Source organism: Paenibacillus sp. CAU 1782, assembly GCF_054551715.1.
This window is the reverse complement of the sequence record NZ_JBTOLL010000009.1, coordinates 1-21,356: the sequence shown is the minus strand read 5'-3', so window position 1 is coordinate 21,356 and position 21,356 is coordinate 1. Positions and strand designations below refer to the sequence as shown.

At 47.9% G+C, this 21,356-nt stretch carries 11 protein-coding genes; 3 read left to right on the top strand and 8 right to left on the bottom strand.

The window, feature by feature from the left end; translation table 11 throughout:
- Nucleotides 1–258: 258 nt before the first annotated feature.
- Nucleotides 259–1,083, top strand: a complete 825-nt coding sequence (locus tag ACX93W_RS17870; RefSeq protein WP_459393737.1) for a helix-turn-helix transcriptional regulator — start codon at nucleotides 259–261, stop codon at nucleotides 1,081–1,083.
- A gap of 118 nt (nucleotides 1,084–1,201) precedes the next feature.
- On the opposite strand, the gene ACX93W_RS17865 is transcribed toward ACX93W_RS17870, so the two are convergent.
- Genes ACX93W_RS17865 through ACX93W_RS17855 form a run of 3 tightly spaced genes read right to left on the bottom strand, consistent with a single transcriptional unit; the run spans nucleotide 1,202 to nucleotide 4,894 of the window.
- Nucleotides 1,202–2,965, bottom strand: coding sequence for a type 2 periplasmic-binding domain-containing protein (locus ACX93W_RS17865; RefSeq protein ID WP_459393736.1), 1,764 nt, complete (start codon nucleotides 2,963–2,965; stop codon nucleotides 1,202–1,204).
- 43 nt (nucleotides 2,966–3,008) lie between these two features.
- On the bottom strand, nucleotides 3,009–3,977 hold the full coding sequence (locus ACX93W_RS17860; RefSeq protein ID WP_459393735.1) for a carbohydrate ABC transporter permease: 969 nt from the start codon (nucleotides 3,975–3,977) through the stop codon (nucleotides 3,009–3,011).
- A complete protein-coding gene (locus ACX93W_RS17855; protein WP_459393734.1) occupies nucleotides 3,974–4,894 on the bottom strand; it encodes an ABC transporter permease subunit in 921 nt (306 codons plus the stop codon). Before ACX93W_RS17855 ends, ACX93W_RS17860 begins: the two co-directional genes overlap by 4 nt.
- Before the next feature lie 201 nt (nucleotides 4,895–5,095).
- On the opposite strand from ACX93W_RS17855, the gene ACX93W_RS17850 reads away from it, so the two are divergent.
- Nucleotides 5,096–5,761: a hypothetical protein gene (locus tag ACX93W_RS17850; RefSeq protein ID WP_459393733.1), complete on the top strand. Its 666-nt coding sequence runs from the start codon at nucleotides 5,096–5,098 to the stop codon at nucleotides 5,759–5,761.
- A gap of 110 nt (nucleotides 5,762–5,871) precedes the next feature.
- On the opposite strand, the gene ACX93W_RS17845 is transcribed toward ACX93W_RS17850, so the two are convergent.
- From ACX93W_RS17845 to ACX93W_RS17835, 3 genes are all read right to left on the bottom strand, one after another.
- Nucleotides 5,872–7,770, bottom strand: coding sequence for a leucine-rich repeat domain-containing protein (locus tag ACX93W_RS17845; RefSeq protein WP_459393732.1), 1,899 nt, complete (start codon nucleotides 7,768–7,770; stop codon nucleotides 5,872–5,874).
- Nucleotides 7,771–8,058: 288 nt separating this feature from the next.
- Nucleotides 8,059–10,551, bottom strand: a complete 2,493-nt coding sequence (ligD, locus tag ACX93W_RS17840) for a DNA ligase D (protein ID WP_459393731.1) — start codon at nucleotides 10,549–10,551, stop codon at nucleotides 8,059–8,061.
- Nucleotides 10,552–10,852: 301 nt separating this feature from the next.
- Nucleotides 10,853–11,422 (bottom strand): SF0329 family protein, encoded by a 570-nt coding sequence (locus ACX93W_RS17835; protein WP_459393730.1) that lies wholly within the window; start codon nucleotides 11,420–11,422, stop codon nucleotides 10,853–10,855.
- Between the two features lie 211 nt (nucleotides 11,423–11,633).
- Here ACX93W_RS17835 and ACX93W_RS17830 point away from each other — a divergent pair, with 211 nt between their 5' ends.
- Nucleotides 11,634–12,548, top strand: coding sequence for a poly(ethylene terephthalate) hydrolase family protein (locus tag ACX93W_RS17830; protein WP_459393729.1), 915 nt, complete (start codon nucleotides 11,634–11,636; stop codon nucleotides 12,546–12,548).
- Nucleotides 12,549–12,819: 271 nt separating this feature from the next.
- Here ACX93W_RS17830 and ACX93W_RS17825 read toward each other — a convergent pair whose 3' ends face one another.
- Both ACX93W_RS17825 and ACX93W_RS17820 read right to left on the bottom strand, forming a co-directional pair.
- Nucleotides 12,820–13,488 carry a phosphorylase family protein gene (locus ACX93W_RS17825; protein ID WP_459393728.1) on the bottom strand — a complete coding sequence of 223 codons (669 nt, stop codon included), beginning with the start codon at nucleotides 13,486–13,488 and terminating at the stop codon, nucleotides 12,820–12,822.
- A 104-nt stretch (nucleotides 13,489–13,592) separates the two neighbouring features.
- Complete coding sequence (locus ACX93W_RS17820; protein ID WP_459393727.1) at nucleotides 13,593–20,558, bottom strand: chitobiase/beta-hexosaminidase C-terminal domain-containing protein; 6,966 nt, start codon at nucleotides 20,556–20,558, stop codon at nucleotides 13,593–13,595.
- Nucleotides 20,559–21,356: the final 798 nt, after the last annotated feature.

Here is a 21,356-nt window from a genome sequence, read left to right as displayed (position 1 = left end):
TTTGCCGCAATGAGGGGGTTGTCCGAAAAGTCTGATACGGTGAATAATTATTCAGCAAAACCGGTTCCCGTCCGGTCCTCTCTGTTGAATATTTATACGTTCCACTTGGCTTTCGGACAGTCCCCCTTCCCACGCCATACAAAACGTTCATTCTCTCCTAAGCAGAATCTCCATGCAGCAGGAACCTTCATAGCTAAGCTCATCCGTTTAGTCAAGCTTTTTTGATAGGAAACATTAGGCTAAGGCTAGGGGGAGAACGTGTTGAACCATATTTACTATGTGGAATGCGATGCGACGCATACAAGCAATTTTGTGTTTGATATTCCTCAAGGCCATCAGTGCTGGCTTCTCGTCATCACCAAAACGCCTGCCCAATTTTGGGTAGCCGGAGAGCTTAAGCTCTACCCTGCCCACAGCGCCGTCCTCTATCGTGCGCATCAAAAAATTTATTACCGAGCTTGCGAAGAACGATATATCAACAACTGGCTTCGTTTCGACTCCAACGAGCCTTACGTGGCCAAAACCTCTCTGCCGTTCGGCATCCCCTTTGCCTTGGACGACCCCGACTACTGCAACGCCTTGTTCGAGCTGTTGATTATCGAGCACAACTTTCATCGCGATTACAAGGAATCCTCCATTGATTGCTTGCTTAACACTCTGTTCAACAAGCTTCTGGAATCCTATTTTCATACAGGCTTCAACGCGCAATACTACCATTTGCTTAAGCTTCGCGCAGCTATCCGAAGCGATCCGGGGGATGAATGGACCGTGGCAAAAATGGCGGATTTCCTCCGTATCAGCTCCGGCTATCTGCAGATTCTTTACAAAAAAACATTCGCAATTTCCCCCATGGAAGATGTCATCAACTGCCGAATCAGGCTGGCCAAAGAATATTTGCTGCAAGGCTCTCCCAGCATAGCGGAAATTGCTTTTCAATGCGGCTATCATCACGTGGAACACTTCTGCCGACAATTCAAAAAGGTAACCGGAAGCACGCCAAGAAAATACCAGCTTCTCGCCGGAGAATTAAGCGCTGCACGCCAGGTGGCTGCGCACAACGCAATGCAGCCAGGCCTCCCTTGAAACTAGAGGTGACCTGGCTGCTTACTCAAACTTGCTTCGTCGCAGCGTTGTTTATCACGCTTGCCTTACAAACCTTCTATATCAGCCTGCCAAGCCTGCTTTGCTTGGCTTTTTTGCCCTACTTGCTTCCAATTGCTTCGGCGCGCAGCTTAATGATTTTCCGCGCCTTGGCCGAATCTTCGGCTACGACATCCTCCCAGCCGAGACCCACGACATCGCTTTTCATTTTGGCCCACAGCCCATCAAACTCCTCCTGGTTTTTGGCAAAAATCATCCTCCATGACGTATTCTTCACATAATCCGAGATTTGACTGCGTTTGTTTTTGATCTCCGAAGAATCGCTGCCTAGGCTTGTGTTAATGTTAGGCACAATATCGATCATATTGTTTTTGATGTAGTAGTCCGTTGGATTAGTTGCGTTGTAAGCATTCTGCCACTCCGTTGTGAGAACCGTCTTGTTCGCCTCGATCGTCGAGCTCCAATAATTGTTGTTGTAAAATTCCCCCGTGTCGGGATCAACGACAAAATCGCTCATGATCATGCTGTTGATCTTGCTCTGCCCATCCTGATAACCGCCGCCTCCGTATTCATCAGGCACCGGCGTATTATTCTGGAACGCGGTTTGCCCGATTTCAGTCAGCCTGAATTTGCCGTCCTCCGTTTTTTCATAGTTAAAGCCCTCGAAGCCATTCGTATAATAACGCAAGCCTTCCGGCGAAACGATCCAATCCAGAAACTCTATAATTCTGTCGGGATCTTTGGCTTTGGAGCCGATGGCAAATACTCTTCCGTTGCCGTAAAAGGCGTCGCTGCTCTGGAGGATACGCGTATCCGCAATTGGTACAGCGACATTGCCGTCGCCGTTTCTTCCCCGCTCAATACTGTTGTAAAACCCTCTCTGCCAGGAATACCACAGCAGCAGCACCTGCTTGTTCGTTAATTTCTCCGCAACCTTGTTCCAGTCCTGGGAAGGCGAATCCGGGTCGACCAATCCCATCTGGTTGGCTTTGAAATAGAATTGCAGAATTTTTTTGTACATACTGTTGTCGTCAATGAGAGGAACGATGTCTCCTTTGGCATTCAACTGAATCGTCGAAGTCCCGTCAGGATGCTCGAAGCCGTACCAGTTGCTCAGCCAACGCACATTTTCCATGCTGCCGCCGTCCCAATCCTTCCATAAGGTGATTGGAACGATCGGCTTGCCGTCCGGCGTTTTGGGATATTTCGCTTGCATCTGCTTCAAGGCGGCCAAAAGATCATCCAGATTATTCAGCTTGGGAGCTCCGATGCCCTTGTAATAATCCCATGGCATAATGGGGCTGGAATACGGGATTTCCTCTGAAAAGGTTGTTGGCGAAGTATCCGCTTGGAAGGTCGCCAATGCATAGATTTTTCCTTCTGGATTGACCTTGTCGAACGCCGCATTAAAAGGTTTAAAATGATTTTCTGCATAAGCGGACAAATACTTCGTGTTTTGAATCCGATCTGTAATATCCAAAACAAGGCCTGCGGGCAGCAGCTCCTCCAACTGGCTGTTGTCGATAATGAGGAGGTCGCCAAGATCGCCCGCTGCCGTTCTGGTTTTGTACAGCTGGTCGCCGGCAACCTGCGGAGCCAAAATATTCAGCGTAAGATTAAACTTGTCCTTCACCAGCTTTCCATACCAGCCCGTCTGCTCCCCCTGATAGTTAGCCGCATTGTTGAAAACGGTAATGGTTAACGGTTTCCGATCCCCCGCGTTGCCGGACCCGGACGCTCCGCCCGGCTCATTCGACGGGGAAGCGCTTTTGGAGCCGGTATCGCAACCGCTCAGCGCCGCTGCGCTCGCCAAGAAACAAGCCAACAGGAGCAACAACGGTTTTTTCATTGTTTTTCTGCTCATTCTCAATCCCCCAATTACGGTTAATGTATTATAACGGCGCAGCTTACCCCTTGACCGCGCCTATCATAATCCCTTTTACAAAAAAACGCTGGAATATCGGATACACCAGCAAAATTGGCGCCACAACAATAATAGTGACCGTCATGCGAATGGAGGTTGTCGTTTGTTTCGTTGCCAGGCTTGCCATTGCGGTTGAACCGGCGTTTTGCAAATTAACCATGGTTGACAGCGAACTGGCTTGATTGATGTAGTTGTAGAGAATAAACTGCAAGCTGTACAAATTGCTGTCCGTCACCAGCAGCAGCGTGTCCTGAAAGGAATTCCACTGATCAACCGCCGCAAATATAGCCACCGTAGCCAAAATCGGCTTGCAGATCGGCAGCATCACCTTAAAAAACAACGTCATAATTCCGGCTCCGTCGATGCTTGCCGCATGCTGCAGTTCCTTTGGCGTGGATTCCACAAATGTTTTGACCAGAATGATAAAAAAGGGAGCAACAACCGTTGGCAGCACATAAGCCAAAAAATTGTTCGTCAAATGCAGTGTTTTCATGGTGAGGTACCAAGGGATGATGCCCGCGTTAAAAAACATCGTGATGATCGTAAAACGGTACCAGAACTTCCTCTTCCACAGGTCCTCCTGGGTAAACATAAAGCCCAGAAAGGCGGAGGCCCCAACGGTCAGCGTTGTGCCAATCACCGTCCGCCCAAGAGAAATCATGGCGGCATTCAGCAATCCCGGTATTTTGAACACATCAAAGTAGTTCTGAAAGTGGATCCCCTTGGGATAAAAAATAACATCGCCTCTGGCGCTTATATCGTTGGCGCTGATCGTATTGATGATGATCGAGTAGAACGGAAAAACGCAAATGAAGGCAAACAGCGAAAAGAGGATGTAGATCAGCACGGAAATCATTTTGTCGGCCGGACTGGTCCGGAATTTCATCGGTTTGGACGGAAGGTTGTTCCCCACAGCCTCATTAGGCGTCAGGTCTGTCGTGTTATCGCTCATACGATGCTTTCCCCCCGCAGCAATTTGGAGAGCCCGTTCACCGAAAATAGCAAAACTACGCTGATTAGGCTTTTCAGCATGCTAATCGTGACCGATACAGAGTAGCTGCCCCCGCTCATCGCAAGGTTGTACACGTACAAATCCAGAACCTGAATCGTCTCCTTGTTAAACGCATTCTGAAACACGAAATATTGCTCCAGGCCATTGTTCAGGAAACTGGCGATTTGGAGCATCAACAGGACAAAATAGGTCGGCAGCATACTGGGCAGCACAACATGGCGGATCACCTGCATTCGGGTAGCCCCGTCCACATGAGCTGCTTCGTACAAGGAATCGTCTATTCCCATAATGGCCGCGATGTACAGAATAGCCGCCCAGCCCAGTGTCTTCCAGGTCATCCACATCCACATCGTCAGCCACACATGATCGGACTTCTGAAGGAACAGGATCGGGGAGTCGATAACGCCCAATTGATGCAATAAACCATTGACGATGCCTTCGCTGGAGAACATAGAGAAGGCCAACGAGTAGACCAGTACCCAGCTAATAAAGTTGGGCAAGGTTGTAACCGTCTGAATAAACTTCCGGAACCTCACGGCCTTGATCTCCGTCAAAAAGATGGCAAAAATCATGGGAAGCCAAGAAAAAAGCAGCGCCAGACCGCTCATCCCAAACGTATTTTTAATGACTTGCAGCAGCTGATTCACTTTCACTTCATTTTCAACCAAGGAAGAAAACCACTTGAGGCCAACAAACGGCGATTGGGACAGAGGAATAGGCGGCGTGTAGTCAAAGAAGGCGTAAACCCATCCATACAGCGGAAAATATGCAAAAACGGCAAGCATAATCATAAAGGGGGATATGTAGAGAAACTTCACAATCGACGAGCTTTTTAAGCCGTGTTTTTGTGGGCGCACCGTGTCACTCCTCCGCGATTTGATAGCGCTTTCAGTAGCATGAAGCTATCATACGGCATCAAATTTCGCAAAACAATGACTTATCCTTATGTCTTATTGATCTATTCTTATGGATGGAATCCTGCCATGATTTGATCCAAAATTCGCAACCTTAATTGGCTTGGTTTCGTTTAAACAAATACAGGGAAAAGGGGGATATAAATGAAATTCATAAAACTTTCATGTGGATTGCTTCTATTGTTTGCCGTTGTTTTAACGGCGTGTACGTCTGATTCAGGGATGGGACGTTCGGAGAAACAGCAGCTTGTTGAAAATGTAAAGACACTTGAAGAAAGCGAATTTGATCTCATCTATTTTAACAAGTCATATAACCAATATCATAAAGCTGTAAATGAAATGGTAAGCGATGACTACTGGACATCGGTCAGCGATAACCTTGTTTTTGGGTATGACAATAAATCATACGACCATGATGATTTGGCGAACATGTCCCAAGAGGAGTACGCCAGGCATAAGGAACAAATGCTCAATATCATTCATGGAATGGGAATGGATAAACTGAGCGCATCGGTACAAATCAGTGATGTGTATGAAGGGAGCACGCCTAGTCAAGTCCATATTTACACGATTGAAACAAAAGAGCTGAAGGATCAGCCGTTCACCACAACGACTAAGAAATATTCATTGGAGAAGATTAACGGGAACTGGTTAATTACCGGCGTAGAGCAAGATAAATTGTCTCATGGAAGCGAGCAAGCAACAGAGGAAATGGAAGAGGGAATATTGGGGCTTAAGTATCAAACCCATGATAATAAGGTTATTGGTTATCCGACATCATTCGTGTTGTCAGGCGTAGGAAAAGAATAGGGTATGCACGTAGCCCAGGAATGCCGAGAACGAGCATTCCTGGGCCGCTGCAAAAGCTTCTCTGACCGTTCACCTATTCGCGGCCTCAAAACGGGCTGAAACAAGCAGCTCTAATAGACTACTCCGTCGCCTAACACCGTCCCGTTTTGCACAGGATTTCCAGTGATGTATACCCTCTTCAGATTCTGCAAAGGGATTAGCGGATCTAGGTTCGAGATGGCGTTATTCTCCACATGCAGCACCTCAAGGTTTTTCCAGCCTCCCATAAAGTCAAGATTTTGAATGGACTCATCCTGCAGCGTGAAAGAGCGCAAGGCCGACATCCCGGCGAGATACGGAGTCACCTTGTCAAGATTCTGCACATTTTCGTTGTTTACCAAATAATAGGAATCGTTTATCGTCAAATGTTCCAGCGTGTCGTTCCTAAAAGGCTCGTTTCCTTGCATGGAAAAAGTACATTCCGAACAGATCAACGTGGTTACGTTTTGCAATTGAAATAATGCATGGGTATCTTCATAAAACGATGTTTCACTGGCGTTAATCACTTCAAGAGCCGGTAGTTCGTTCAAAGCCTCGACCTGATACATACTTCCGCTGTCAACCAAAGAAAGCTGCGTTAACTTCGGGAATTTGACCAGTTCCGTTCCGTAAATTCCGGAGCTGCCGGGGCGAAGTGTAAGCGACTGGAGATCAGGCGCCTCAAAATCGGGAAGTAATGACCCCGGCAGCTCGGCTTGCGTTACAAGGGGAAGCGATAGCGATGGCTCTGTCCCATAATAACTAGATATCGCCAATTCAGACAGTGAGGTCAAGCTGTTGACCACATCCAATGAATCCAACGAGGTCAAACTGGCGAGCCTTAATATTGTCAGGGATCCCTTATCCCTGAGCGCTTCAAGACTAACGACATCCACGCGGTCCATATCCAATCGATGCAGGCTCGGCATATTTTTGATAAATTCGATCGACTTCAAATTCGGTACCGCCTGGAATGTCAATTCCCGCAGCCCGCTAAGCGCATAGAGACTGTTAAAATCCGTTGCATCGCTATACAAAATGGTGAGCGACTCTAGTGAACTAAGCGAAGATAGCCAGTTCAGATTATCCACTGTCTCGATCGTCAGCGCCTTCAAGGGCAACTGCTGCAATAGATGGAAATCCGTCACGGATTCATCCACATAGGTAATGGATAAGGAACGCAAATGTGTAAACTCCAGCAACAAGGCTAGTTCCGCGTTGCTTCGAATCTGAGTAGTTAACTCCAGAATCTTCGAGGGTTCCCCGAAATATTGGGAGAATGCACGGAATGATTCATTAAATCCGCCGGAGTAGCTCTTCAGATCCTCCATATGGCTGAAACTGACATCACTGGTTTGGGAAACTTCATATTCGTTATTCAGTTTAAGAACGGTCAAACCAGTAAACGCTTCAAAATCTTTTTGTTCGATCCTCTGGTTATTCAACAGCTTATCTTCAACGGCGTAATTCACCAGCTCCGCTTGCTCATTACTGAAGGGATCATCGAAACTATAGGTAAACTGCCACTTGTCGTCGATTTTGCCAACGGACAAGTAGCGAATGCTGGCTAACTCTTCTGCTGTAGGGTCGGCATTAGTCTTTCCAAAAATATCCTTCAAAAAAGATTGCAGTACTTCACTCTCCGGTTCTGTTCGAACAACGTGTCCAGCACCGGGTAGCCCCGTATTGCCCGTCAGATTCGTGGTCCATAACGAGTTCCATGCGAAGTAACCAAAAACAATAGCAATAATGAAGAAGAGAAACAAGACCCCCAACATCGCCTTCACCTTCGGCTTAGCAGGCGCCGCTGCCGGCCCCCGGGTTGGAACTGGCGCGGTCCCATGATAATGATGCACCGACTGGTCCACATAATACACGTTGTTTTCCTTCAATAATAGCTCCGTTTCACAAAATGGACATTTGAACGTTCGCTCTTTTTTATGCTCGATCTGTCCGTTGCAATTGGGACATATCAATGGTATAAAAGCCACTGGTCACCCTCCTGTACTTATCCAGTTGTATGACATGATATACGTTTCATCACTACTACTGGTAGCATGATTTACTTAAGATAGCAAGTTATGCCTTCTGTGTCGAGAAGTTCATTATGTAAAACAATGAATGGGAAACGTCCCTATGGCCCAGTGACCGAATGCTGACTAGAGCACAGGTCTTAAACGATTGGGCAAAATGGTATAAGAGAAAATAATAGTCAGGAAACAAATAAGCTCAAGCATCGGTCAGGGAAGCCCGGCGCTTGAGCTGTTTTCTATAGGCATTTATCCCTTAAAAAAATCCCGCCAAGGATCGTTGCCGCCAATCCTGCGCAGCGCATCCTGCATTTTGATGCCTCCCGGAGCAATGGTATCAAGCTCTTCCCATGCGATTGGCATGGACACGCTCGCTCCCGCTCTTGCCCGGAGTGAATATGGGGCGATGCTTGTAGCGCCTCTGCCGTTCCGTATCCAGTCGATAAATATTTTATCCGCTCGTTTGGCTTTTCTGACATTGCTTGTATAGCGATTAGGCCACTTCTGCTCCATCACTTGCGCAACGGTTTTGGCAAAACCGTTAAACGCCTCCCAGTTCATAGCCGCCTTAAAAGGAACCACCACATGGTATCCCTTGCCGCCGCTCGTTTTGAGAAAAGACTTCAGTGACAGCTCCTCCAGAATGCTTCTCATATCCTTTGCGCCCTGGCGTATTCTGTCCAGCTCCATTCCTTCGTCCGGGTCCAGATCAAACACCATGATATCGGGCGTCTCCAATGCGTCGATGCTGCTGCCCCATGTATGAATCTCCAGCGTTCCCATCTGCGCCTCGTATACCAGCCCTGTTGCATCCTCGATGTAGAAATAATCCTCCGTTTTCCCGCTGCTGTTTGTCACGGGGAAAGGGATGACGCCTTTGCTCTCCGGACCGGGATGTTTTTTGTAAAAGCAATTCTGCGATACGCCCTTTGGGCAGCGCACGCTGGTGAGGATTCTGCGGCTTATGTAAGGCAGCATGCGCTCCGCTACTGTTACGTAGTAGCGAATTACGTCTTCTTTTGTCACGTGAGGATCATCAAAAAGCACTTTGCCCGGGTTAGTGATTTTTACCCCCTCGATTACCAAGCTTGTTGCCTTGGAAGTCGTATTGATTGACTTGGCTGCCCCAGATGTTGTCTTGCTTTTCGTGAATGTCTGGGTTGTTGTGATCGGCATGGATACCCCCTCTTCTTCAGTAAATTCAGAATGCAAGTCGTCCCCTGCCGTTTCTCGTTTGACGTCCTTGGGCTCCTTATCCGTTCGTAAGCCTTTAAAACTAGCCTGCCTTAATTGGCCTTCCTTGGTCCATTCAGCAAACTTGATTTCCGCGACCAGATTGGGTTCAAGCCACGTTAGCGTTTCTTTGGGACCGGGCTTTGGCGCGATGTTAAAAGGAGCATCCGCTCTTTTGATAGGTTCGAACTTATTCGCCAGCACTTTCATTTCGGCTTCGCTGATGCCAGTTCCGGCACGTCCTGCATAGAGCAAATCATCGCCCTCGTAGACACCCAGGAGAAGGGAACTGACCCCGCTGGTTTTTTTGTCCGTTAGCACATATCCCCCAATGACAAACTCCTGTCTTCGATCACACTTCAGCTTGATCCAGTTCTGATTGCGGAGACCGCTGTAGTGTGAATCCGCCTTTTTGCCGATAATTCCTTCCATCCCCGCCTCACAGGCCGCGGCAAAACTTTCCTTCCCGCTTCCCGCGATATGACGGCTATAGTGAAGGTTGCCGGGAGCATTAGCCATCAGATTTTCCAGCATCTCTTTTCGCTCAATTAGTCGACGCACCCGAAGGTCAACGCCGTCCAGCGCAAGAAGGTCAAAAACGATATAGGTTAAGCTTACGTTGCCGGATGTTTTCATATAGTTTTGCAAAGCCTGAAAATCCGTCCTGCCTGATTCGTCCGTTATGGCAACTTCGCCATCCAGCACCATCGCCCTGCCAGCAGCCAACTCCATAAGGGATGAAGCAATGACATGGAACCGCCCCGTTAAATCATTGCCGTTGCGGGTCATTAGCCGGACTTGGTTCTCCTCTGCAAACGCAACGATTCGATAGCCGTCGTATTTCAGCTCATAGAGCCACTCTCCCTCCTTGGGCACCGACTGCACGAGTTTTGCAAGCTGCACCTCCACTTTGCTGAAGGGATTCCTTGTTATTTTTTCCTCCTCGCCCCTCTCGATTTCATCCATTGACCGCCCGCTCCTGATGCTGGCGTTGTGCTCCTCGATTCCGCTATCCGATTGTACATACTCATCCTTTTCCTTGATCAAAAGCCAATTATCCCGATCCTCGCCCGGTTTTGCCTTCAGACGGACCAACACCCATTTCCCCTTCAGCCGCCTGCCCATCAGAACAAACTTCAGTTCTCCCTTAAAAAGCCCCTTCTCCACATTGCCTTGCGGCTCCCAAAAGCCTTCGTCCCATAACATCACAACTCCGCCGCCGTATTGTCCTTTTGGAATCGTCCCTTCAAAGTTCCGGTATTCCATCGGGTGATCCTCCACCATAACGGCAAGCCGCTTATCGCGGGTATTGTAAGAGGGACCTTTAGGCACCGCCCAGCTCAAAAGAACGCCCTTCCATTCCAGACGCAGATCGTAGTGCTCTCTTCTGGCCATATGGTGCTGAACAACAAACCTCAAGCCATCCCCCGAAAACTCGCCGTTTCCTTCCGGCTCCAACGTTTTGTCAAAATTCCTTTTTTGGTTGTACTCCTTAAGCTTATCAGCCATGTCATCACGCCGTTTCCTGTTCATGTGAACCATACAAGTTGAATAAGCTCCCCGGCCCCCCACACACTCCGTCCTGTAGCTGCTTTCTATTCTTCAAATCATCTTGGATATTGTTTCCATAGGTCGGGTAATCGTATTCGGCAGACTCTCCAACTTTCCATTAAAAGGGAGCACAAAAAAAGCCCAGGCGAAAAGGTACCCGGACTTCACCATTAAGCAATAAATCCTGATTTGAAGGTCAGTTGCGGAAAAGGATTCAGCGTTACCCCCTTGTCTAGAGCCAAGTAGTACTCAATTTTGTCTATACCGTATTCAGCCGCAGTTCGTAAAAATACTGTACGCTCGGATGCTTTAACTTGATCTTTTGGGATAGATTTAAAATTCGTTTTTTCCCGACCCGCCTGTCCACCAGCGCCAGGATATTCAATAAAATATCATGGCTCTCCAGGCTTTCCTCTATCGGTGTAGATAAAAACTTGTTAGCGACAACGGCAAAATTGGATTTGCTTAATGCCGACTGAGCCAAAAAAAGCTCTTTTGCATGGATAGTTATTTTACGGCCTCTGGCAATCACTTTTATACGCTCCTCCGGCACAGCTCCTTTGGTTTCCATTTTAATTGTCTCAATTTCTTCATCACTAACCGAAATTTGGATATTGGGGTCATTCTTGATTTCCAGCTCCGCCTGGTACCATCTGATTGAGGTAGTTGCATCATTCATATTGAGGATGTTCTTTTTATCGACTGTTATATAACACTGCCCGGCTTTATCGGGCAAATAACGGTAGCTGGTTGCACGGTACTCCACTTTTCCCTCTAACGCAGGACAGAGAAAACTCTCCAGTTGTTGCTTCATTTTACTCCAGGACATGGAACCTCCTAAGTTTTATGTCGTAAATGCCAATTGAGGCAGTTGTTCTTCTATCCATCATACTTTAGTGTTGCACAAAATACAGCACAAAATATCATGTGCTTTTGGGTTTATGAAACATAACGATATATATCACGTATAATTTTTCAGTTTCATATTTTCCCAAGGAAAGCGGTAGAGAAATCTATAGACTATCGTAGAGGTCGCGCCTATGTCGGTTTTGAAAAAAAGAAAATGGCTGTTATGGTTGTCAGCTATCGTCCTTGTCCTTGCTATTTCGGTTACTATTTTCATGCAAATACTTATTCATTCTGATGTCCCACCACTGGCCGAAGGAAGCATTGAGCAGCGTTACGCAGAGCAAGGGAGCTATGGGGTAAAGGTCGAGGAAGTTGAAGACACGATCGGAGAGCCTTTATTTAGAATCTACTATCCCGATTTTCACGAAGACGAAACCTATCCCATTATTTCGTGGGGGAATGGAACGGATGCCACGCCGGATCCTTATAACGAGCTCTTAACCCATCTGGCCAGCTGGGGATTCATCGTCATCGATTCCTATAGCAAAACAACAGGAACAGGCAAAGAAATCGTGGCGGCTATTGATTATTTGAGCAATGAAAACCAGCAAGAAAGCAGCTTGTTTTATCAAAGGGTACAAGTTGAAAATATCGGCGTAGCTGGACATTCCCAAGGCTCTACCGGGGTCATAAACGCCCATACCAACTACGAAAGCGGATTCTTGATTAAAACGGTTGTATCCATAGCTCTCCCCGATTTGAAATATTGCGATCCGGAGGATGTGTACGATACGGCGCGTATAACCGTCCCGTTCCTTATTATGGGCGGAACGCGGGATTTTCTAATTTCACCGGCATCAAGCAATCAATCAGCCTTGCAAAATACTGGCGCTGACACGCCTGTTATGATGGGAATGGCAAAAGGCGCCGCCCATACAGCAATCGAAGGCAACGGCAACAATCATAGAGGTTACTTGACGGCTTGGATGAGGTATCGGCTGATGGATGATCAAGAAGCCATGGGGGCATTTCATGGGGAAGCCTCCGAGATGATGCATAATCCAAACTGGGAGAATGTTTTGCAGGCAAATATGGGGGCAAACTGACGCTGATACATAAGAAAAAACGGCATTTCTGCCGTTTTTTTATTTGCATAAATGCGCCCGGTTACGGCTACTAACTCCCATTCCATACACTTAAGGCGTATAAGCCGCCAGATTATCATTTTTCCAGATGTCTGAGCATTCAATAAACAGGACTTTTTCTAGACAATTCCCATCGGCTAAAAGGAATCCGAAACAAAGAGGACGTCTTGGAACATCCCATCTGCAATTGCAGATGTTGTCCCTCGCTTTCCATCATCCAACACTAGAGTGGCTAATTCGCCATTGCAGCCGTCTCAAATGCCAATCTTGTCAATCCGTGCATCTGACTCTGCCTCTCAGCAGGGGCGATCTGTTCATTGAAGCACTCTGATACACTCAAGAGTGATATTGCCGCAATACCGTGTTTGTTGGCGTAGTCATAAAGCGCGTGCGTGGCAAAGTCGATTATTCCCGCTTGCGCACAGCAGGCCTCTAATTCCCGTGTTCCGTAAAGGTCATTACTATGAACCGCCTTTGCTTGCACAGAGAGCGAACATCGACTGGCTGCCAATGTTGATATGGCGAGCATCTCGTCATTTGCTGCCGAATCATCTTGTCTGTTACAGGTATAAGCCATTGGCGCAAGGACCAAATCCCTCAATAAAACGGACGCCTCCCGGGATATACATTCGCCTGCGTAAATAACCGTTTGTACCCTGTACAACGATACCATTTCATGCAAATACGCAGTCAGTGATGCTCCTCCATACCCCACAGCCTGTACTGTGATTTCCGTCCCCCCGTAGCTTCCTATATAACCTGTCATGCCACGCTGCCGGGTATATAACCTGGCTTGTTCCAGGTAGTGAGCCGTAAACATCTCCACTCGCATCGGATCATCCGTAAGAATTGCGCAGGCTGGTAAACAGCCTTCCTTTGGTATATCAAGAAATGCGCTCATCGAAGCGCCCCTTCCCCTTTTGTAAGTTGGCTCCCTAAAGCGAAAGAAAGACAGAAGCGAGAGTTATTCCCCCTCGCCTCTGCCTCGGATTGTTTAGGACATTATCATTTCGACAACAGGTTATAGAAGACTTGCGCCATCTCTGCTCTGGTTGTGCTTCTCTCAGGAGAGAGCTTGCCGGCATCTCCAATGATCAACCCTGTCTCTACAAATAATTCCATTGCATCCCTGGCCCAGGAGCTTATCTGACTTTCATCGCTGAAGTCCGATAACGGTTTCTCCACCGCAGCATTCGGCAATTCGCCGATGGAGCGAAGCACGTTGTACAGCAGGGTTACCATTTCCTGACGACTAATTTCTCTCTCCGGAGCAAACAGGTTGCCTCCGATGCCATTTGCTAATCCCAGTTGTTTGGCGGCAGCCAGATATCCGGTGTAATAAGTGTCGCCTGCGTCAGCAAAGTTGCTTGCGCTATTGGCGGAAGGCGCTATGCCAAATGCCTTCATCACCATTACCATAAATTGTCCGCGCGTCAACTTGTCTGCAGGACTGTAAAGATTGTTTCCTGTTCCTACAGTAATGCCTCTTGCCGCAATAAAGCCGACGGCTTCATTATACCATGACCCGGACGCCACATCCGCAAAGTTCACTTCATTGTATCCCACCCCATATTTGGAAAAATGGGATACGGTCAGAATAACCGACTTCATCTCGGAGTTATACAAGCCCCGCATGATTTGCAGCCTGTTCTGACCATCGATGTAATAAGCAACAACGGCATTTTCCCGCTCCCCGTCACGCAGTACATACGGGATGATTATCTTTACATTTGGTCCATCAAAATCGGTTACCTCAGTATCCCCGACGCTAACCGTATAGTCGAATACCGGTCTGTCGCCGACCTTCGACTGAGTCTCACCGGTAAAGGCAGAGCTGTCCACCTTGTTTATGGTGATGATTACCGCCCCTGCATCAGCAGCTTTGCTGACCGTCTGAAGCGCGTGCTCGTTAAGGATTACTTCTCCAAACCCCGTCTGAATAACAAGCGCCGATTTTGTATCATTCGCCAATGCATCGATTGCGGTTCTTGGCAGCTCCACTGCGATTGATTGTGAACCAGTTGCCGATTCCACATGAATCTGTACAACCGACTGCTGTCCAGCCGCCTCCGCTTTCTTCGCTGCTTCGACAATAGCCGATCCTTCATTGCTCGAAAGAACTATTTTAGCTTCTCCGGTAGCTGTATTGAACGTTGGCTTGACCGTTGCGGCTACGACCGTTGTTTGTCCATCCGTAGATGTATTAATCACAGCTGGCGGCGAAGTCACGATCGGACCGCCTGACCATCCTTGCCCGCCGGACACTACCCAGTTCGCGTATACCGTCACACTGGAAGTGACAATCGTATCAGCCGTAAAGGCCGTTCCCGTGCCACTTTTCCCAGTATACCATCCGGCAAAAGCATATCCCGCCCTTGTCGGCGCTGTCGGAAGCGCGATGGTGGAACCTGGTTCAATTCCTGTCGCTGCCTCTACTGCCGTGCCGCCTTCGGATTGGAATGTCACCGTAAAGAGGTTCGACGCGTTGATTAGCTGTATTTCTCCTCTGTCACGGACACGAAGCCGCGGCAAAAATTCCGTTGTAGATGTAAAGTTTTCTCCGATCGAGCCTAATCCTATTACGGATATTTCAGCTCCTACCTCGACGAAGGAAAGGCTCTTATTCGGAGTAATATAAGCATTGATATATACGATCGCTTCACCGGTACCATCGTCGATGGTGATTTCATTGACCGTTCCGTTTGGCTCAGCCACGACTCTCTTGACTATGCCTGACGTCTCGATGAGCTTACCTGTATTGCCAGGCGCCATAGCTTCGACCGTCGTAAGCACTTGCGGCGCCGCCGGCTGGATGGCAGTATCCATAATCCTGACGCTGTTGACAGCAAGCTGTCTCTCTCCCTGGTAGGAGCTGACAACGCCTGTCACACGTATTTTGTGGCCAGCTTGCACATCACTTGCAACCGGGAAGAGATTAATCCCGCCGGATGCATCCTGCACATAGATGGAATCGAAGAAGCCTGTATTGTTATCGCTGTTTCCATCATATACGCTGACCGTGGCAATTCCTTCTATTGTAAACTCAGTTCCCTCTTCCGCCGCTTTGATATCGGCGATTGGCGTAATTGTCACATTCTCAATCGACTCCAGCAGATTGCGAACAATCACTTCATTGCTGTAAGCATCAGCCGGATTATCAAGCGCTGTATTTTTGATTTCAAAATCGCTCATAAAAGCTCCGCCGGCCACGACGACTTGAGAAACGACATCATCGTCATGCTGGACCGCTTCGGAAGCAGCCAGCAGCACCTTCCCGGTACCTTTTCCTGCATCGGGACTGTCTCCATATCTCGGAACCTTGGTTTCCTTGTCTTCAAATCCGTAGCCGTCCCCATCATCATCGCTTGAATACGTGGTATTAAAGCCGCTAACTATCGGGGTTACGCTTGTTGGCAAAATAGTGGCTGGAGTACCGTCAGCCTGAACAGCATATACGGTAGAGCCGCCGTATTGACTAAACTTCTGCCCTTCCAGCATGCCTGCCAGTAACGGATTGATCAAATCGTGATGATCCTCAAGGTATAGTCGTTGAGGCTGCCCCCCATTCGTTACGTCATCCTTCGCTTGGTCGTCTGCAATACGAAGGGTTGAGCCTATAGCAGCGAGCAGCTTGTTCTGCTGACCAGCCATGTGATTGTCCAATCCGGCAGTCACATAGGCATAGTTTTCGTAAACATCGGCCCAGCCTGTTATGATGACGGGATTGCCTTGCTTTGCATAGGCTGCAATGGCCGCAATCTCCTCATCGTTGTAGTACTTATGCGTAATGCCCGTGGATGGATTCAGTCTTCTTGTCGGAGCGGTGATGATCATCATTTTATATCTTGGGTCAGCCGCTGCCGCTATGAATTCTTCACTGGTAGTCAGATTTACGGTACGAAGTCCGTATTGCATGGCAAGAGTGCTTAGGTTCTTCATGCTGTCCTTGTAATTGCCAGCGACATATTCATTCAAGTGTGAAGCGTCAATGCCGATATAATTCAGCTTCGTAATATCCTTCACATTCAATTCGATCTCTTTGGTGTACGTCTTGTCCTCGCCGTTTATCGTTACGTTAACCGTCACGACAACCGTCATTTTTTTGGCCTCAGTCGGTATAAAGCTTTGGTTATGCTTTTCGCTCGACGACGCTGCAATGGATTTACTTAATGGAACATTCGCAATCAAATCTCCATCCGTCGTCTCGTATTTGACCGAATTCAATGTTACGGCGCGATCTTCGTTATTGAACACCTCGGTTGTTAAGGTAAGCTCCTCCGTCGTTACAGGAGTTGGCGTGCTGGAGGTGAATTCGCTGATTCCAACATTCTCTGCTTTACCAAGCCATACCGGTGCTGTCACCGCAATGCGGCCATCTGTCTGGATCACTCTGATGTAATAATAGCCTGCTTTCGGATTAGGCAGCTCATAATCAAGCACCGCATCCGTCGTTCCGAAGTTCTGTTTGTACAGCTCGGTTCCGCCGTTTGTAATGATGGCAATAGAAGCGACCTTGTTGCTGCCTGCCGTATTTTTGGCATCAACCTTAAATCTTGCCGTATCAGGCACATCGGTCAGAATGGTTCCCAGTTGCTCGTCATTTAGTGTATAAACAATGTCCAGATTGACATCTTCCGTTGCGTACACACGCATTTCCTTCAACCCCAGGAGGATGCCCGGAAGCGTAAAGTCATTGGTGTATACTACGGTGCGAGCCGTATTTGAGTTGCCCCACTTCATCTTGTGATTATCCTGATTGTTAGTTGGAGCCAAATGCCAGCCCTTGTCAAGCGCCATGTTATATTGTTCATAAGAAGGGAAATATCCCCCGCTTCCGACTTCGCCCTCGCCATTGCCGATTTCAATCAGGCTGATCCGCTCATCGATAACGGGATCCAAATACGCAAAGCCGTTAAAATTGCCAAATGTAGTGCCCGGATGGTTGAACTGTCCGATTGCCTCCGGGTGCAGCTTCAGAAGCTCATAATACGCTCTTAAGCCGGCATCATTGGTTTTGTTGTTTAGCTCTGTATTGTTCCTGCTGACAAAACCTTCCGTGCCAAAGGTATTAATATGCCCCGGGCCGCCGGACCAGGTCATTTCATATCCATAGAAGCTGACAAATTCGCCGGGAACGGCAGCAGCGGCAGCGGCATTTTGACCACTTTGCCATCTCGCATTATCCTTGTTATAGGCACCCAGGTTATAGGTTCCCGCTTTATCGCTCGCAGGCGCGGTATCGAAAGAGTTGCTGTGATCCGTCAAAGCGAAGAAATCCAGCTTTGCTTCGTCACGCGCCCAGGCGAAGGCTTCTTCTAACGTTCCTGCGCCGTCGGAATTAATCGTGTGCCCGTGAAGCATGCCGAAGTAGTTTTTCTCTCCGCCAGTCGGTTTTCTTGCCGAATAATTAAAGGTGATAGCGTCGCTTTCCAGATAATTTTCCTTCGTCGCTTTTGCCGTAATGCGGAGAGGGAACATTTCCTCCGACAAAGCAATAGGCGCCGTGAAGGTTGCCTCAGGCAAGACGCTTTCATCCTCCGTACCGGCTTTTGTCGTGATGACATAGGTGATCACAGCGTCAGTTGGATCGGTCTTCAACGTAATATTTGCATTAGAGGGAATAGCTCCCGCACCAGGGGTAGTGCTTACCGTTTCCACCTTGGCTTGTGTAAATTGGAAGCTTTTCACACGGCTGTCGTCCATGCCATCCTTTACGGCCTTAACATGCAGGGTAGCCGGAAGAGCCGTCAGCGCAACTTTTCCGTCAACTGCCGTGTTATACGTACTTCCTCCATTTGTGCTGTACAGAATATCAGCATCGGTTGTTCTGGAGTTAAATGTTACAACGGCTTGCAGCGGAACTTTGTCGACCAGGTTGGAAGTGACGGCATAGGCCTGATTCGCTCCGATCACGTATGCACCCGTTATGGCAATATTGTTGATTTGGTGGGTACCGCCACTGCCGACGGTGCCTCCGCTAGCGGATAGGTTGGAAGTCATGACCCATCTGAAAGACAGGTTCTCACGATTAGATAAGTTCTCCGGAAGCGCAACCTCGAATCGGCTGGCTGCATCCAGCAGAGAGACTGCATTTGGAACCTGGATCGCAGCATTGGGAATATCACTCCATGTGCTGCCGTTCGTGCTGTATTGCACCTTGAAGTCTCTTGGTCCCGAACCGGATGAGCGCATTCGCCAGGACAAGTTCAAATCCGCCATTCCCTTGGTCGAGGTGTTAATCGTCCAGTATTTAGTACCGTTGCCATTATCCCAGCCGGTGGAGTTGGCTCCATTGGAGCCCCAGTTAATGACCCTCTCACTGCCGCCATGCAACAGCTTCAGACCCGATACTTCCTTCAGGTCACCGCCTGTGGCCGGAATTGGCTGGGTAAAGTTGCTTGCCGCAGATATTGCCCACTCCACTGCTGTGCCGGTCTCGCCGTCAAGGCTGTAATTCTGCTCGGGAACAGCAGTATAGGTGAAGGTAGCTACCTCGCTGTTGATGTAGCCTTCCTGCACGGCGATAGCCTTGATTGTATAAGGAAGCGACGGAATCGTGATGCTTCCTGTATATTCATTACTATCCGTGCTCGGGGTATCGCCGTTGGTTGTGTAATAAATCGTTGCGCCTGATGCTGCACTCAGCGCAACCGCCGTGCCTGCCGCAACTTCACCGCCTGCAGGGGCAGCAGTTACGTTGGCCATTTTGGCCTGTTGGTAGGTGAAGGTAGCTACCTCGCTGCCGACGTAGCCTTCCTGCACGGCGATCGCCTTTATTGTATAGGGAAGCGATGGAATCGTGATGCTTCCTGTATATTCATTACTATCTGTGCTCGGGGTATCACCGTTGGTTGTGTAATAAATCGTAGCGCCTGATGCTGCATTCAGTGCGACCGCTGTGCCTGCCGTAACTTCACCGCCTGCAGGTGCAGCAGTAACATTAGCCGATTTAGCCTGTCTAAAGGTAAAGGTCGTTTCATTGCTGCTTGTCATACCCTCTGCCGCAGCAATAGCCTTGATGATGATCGGATCAGTTCCATTGAAATTCAGAACGAACGGCTCTGAATAGATGCCGCGATCGATCTCATTCAGAAGATCAGGACTATATGCGACATAATTAATTGTAGCGCCAGAAGTTAACGTGCTCAGGGACACTGAAGTTCCGCTGGCAACCTCTCCGCCATTCGGCGAAGCGACGACACTGCTAACCGTAGCAGGTCCTTCACTGCTTTGAGCCGTTATATGTACATTTGTAATCCCTAATGCCTGTGCATTCGACGTAACTGCTCCGCTTGTCACCGAATAGTTCCATGCGAAATAAATGGACTCTCCATTCAACAAATTAAGGGTTGTCTCCTGGTTTTGTACCATTTCTTTATCTATCGGAACGATTTCCGCACCGTCAGTGACTGCATCCGGAGCATACTTAACATCGAACTCGTCTCCCGCTGCCGTCCATTCTTCGCCATTGCGGGAATAATAAAGCTTAATTGAATAGCCTGCGGGATTGTTACCCGTTCTGTATTTTTCCACATCATAACTAATTGTAAAGCTGCTGATATCGCTTCCGGTCTCATTGGTCCATTTATAATACAAGTTGCCACTCTTCGTAGCGCTGCCGGATGATATAAAACCGACTGCGCGGGGTTCATTTTCTGCTGCCCCTGCTCCAAAGTTATAAATACCATTACTTGCCGAGCCCGTTAAACCCTTGCCGCCAAGCCTTTCCGTAGCAGTAGACGCAGTGCTGTAGCTGCCAACTGTCCTCACATTTGCTTCTTTGCTAACTTTCCAGTTCTCAGGAAGGCCCGTTGTCGCTTCAATTTTGAGCGACGAGAAATTTTCATTTGCCACAGCATTGGTTGCCGCGTACGCCTTCAATTCCCCGGTCATTCCCGTTGGAATGAGACTCATGAATAACAGCATTATCGCTAAAAAGGCCGAAACCGTTTTTCGAGTTAGTTTATACAATTTCATTCCTCCTAAATCTATACTCTCATAGTGGATCATAGGCTACCTCTACACAACAGCACCGCATACTTCTCACATGTTGGGGTAAAGTCATCAACAGCATTGGAACATCACCCAATGCGTTAAGCCCTAAACCTTTTCTTGAAGCCCTCTTTCTTGTTTAATTACTAGGCACCTCCTATCATTCTTCAATAAAAATGGACGCAAAAAATTCAAGATTGCCCTTGACGTTATTATCATGTTAACTTGCATCACATGAATATACAAGTTTTTCTTTTGTAAAATAGTGTCGGAATTCTGAAAGAATGCTGTAACAGAAAGTTAAGAGGGAAGTGAATAATAGAAGAGCAGTAGTAGTGTAGGTGGTTGGCATTGTAGTGTTCTAGCAGTTTTTAGATATTCTATTGCTGCTTTAGTCTAGCAGCACTTTTCATCCAACAGAAATTTCGTTTAAAACTCAAATCTGTATTCAAACAAAACTAAATAGCCAGCCGAAGTTTTTTTACCGACGACTGTTTCTTTAACTTGAAAGGTATATTGATTCCTATGTATCACCGCTAAAAGGCTCATAAGGCTGCATAAATGGAATTCAGCTATTCTTCAATTGTGATGGGTTTTTTCTTGTTTTCTGCAGCCTTAGTTGGAGTTGTCAATAAAAGTGCAGTTTGAAAACATACTCATACAGAAATCCCGTTACTAGGCTGCTTGTGATAGCACTCTTTCGCGATAAATAGCTGGGGGCCAGCCCCCTGGATTAGAGGTATAGATTCGCTGCCTGTTGTAGTAGACCATGATGTA

Excerpts from the sequence above, each read along its gene's own strand:
- ACX93W_RS17865 (WP_459393736.1), bottom strand. The coding sequence starts at position 2,965 with ATGAGCAGAAAAACAATGAAAAAACCGTTGTTGCTCCTGTTGGCTTGT.
- ACX93W_RS17830 (WP_459393729.1), top strand. The coding sequence starts at position 11,634 with ATGTCGGTTTTGAAAAAAAGAAAATGGCTGTTATGGTTGTCAGCTATC.
- ACX93W_RS17850 (WP_459393733.1), top strand. The coding sequence starts at position 5,096 with ATGAAATTCATAAAACTTTCATGTGGATTGCTTCTATTGTTTGCCGTT.
- ACX93W_RS17860 (WP_459393735.1), bottom strand. The coding sequence starts at position 3,977 with ATGAGCGATAACACGACAGACCTGACGCCTAATGAGGCTGTGGGGAAC.
- ACX93W_RS17835 (WP_459393730.1), bottom strand. The coding sequence starts at position 11,422 with ATGTCCTGGAGTAAAATGAAGCAACAACTGGAGAGTTTTCTCTGTCCT.
- ligD (WP_459393731.1), bottom strand. The coding sequence starts at position 10,551 with ATGGCTGATAAGCTTAAGGAGTACAACCAAAAAAGGAATTTTGACAAA.
- ACX93W_RS17825 (WP_459393728.1), bottom strand. The coding sequence starts at position 13,488 with ATGAGCGCATTTCTTGATATACCAAAGGAAGGCTGTTTACCAGCCTGC.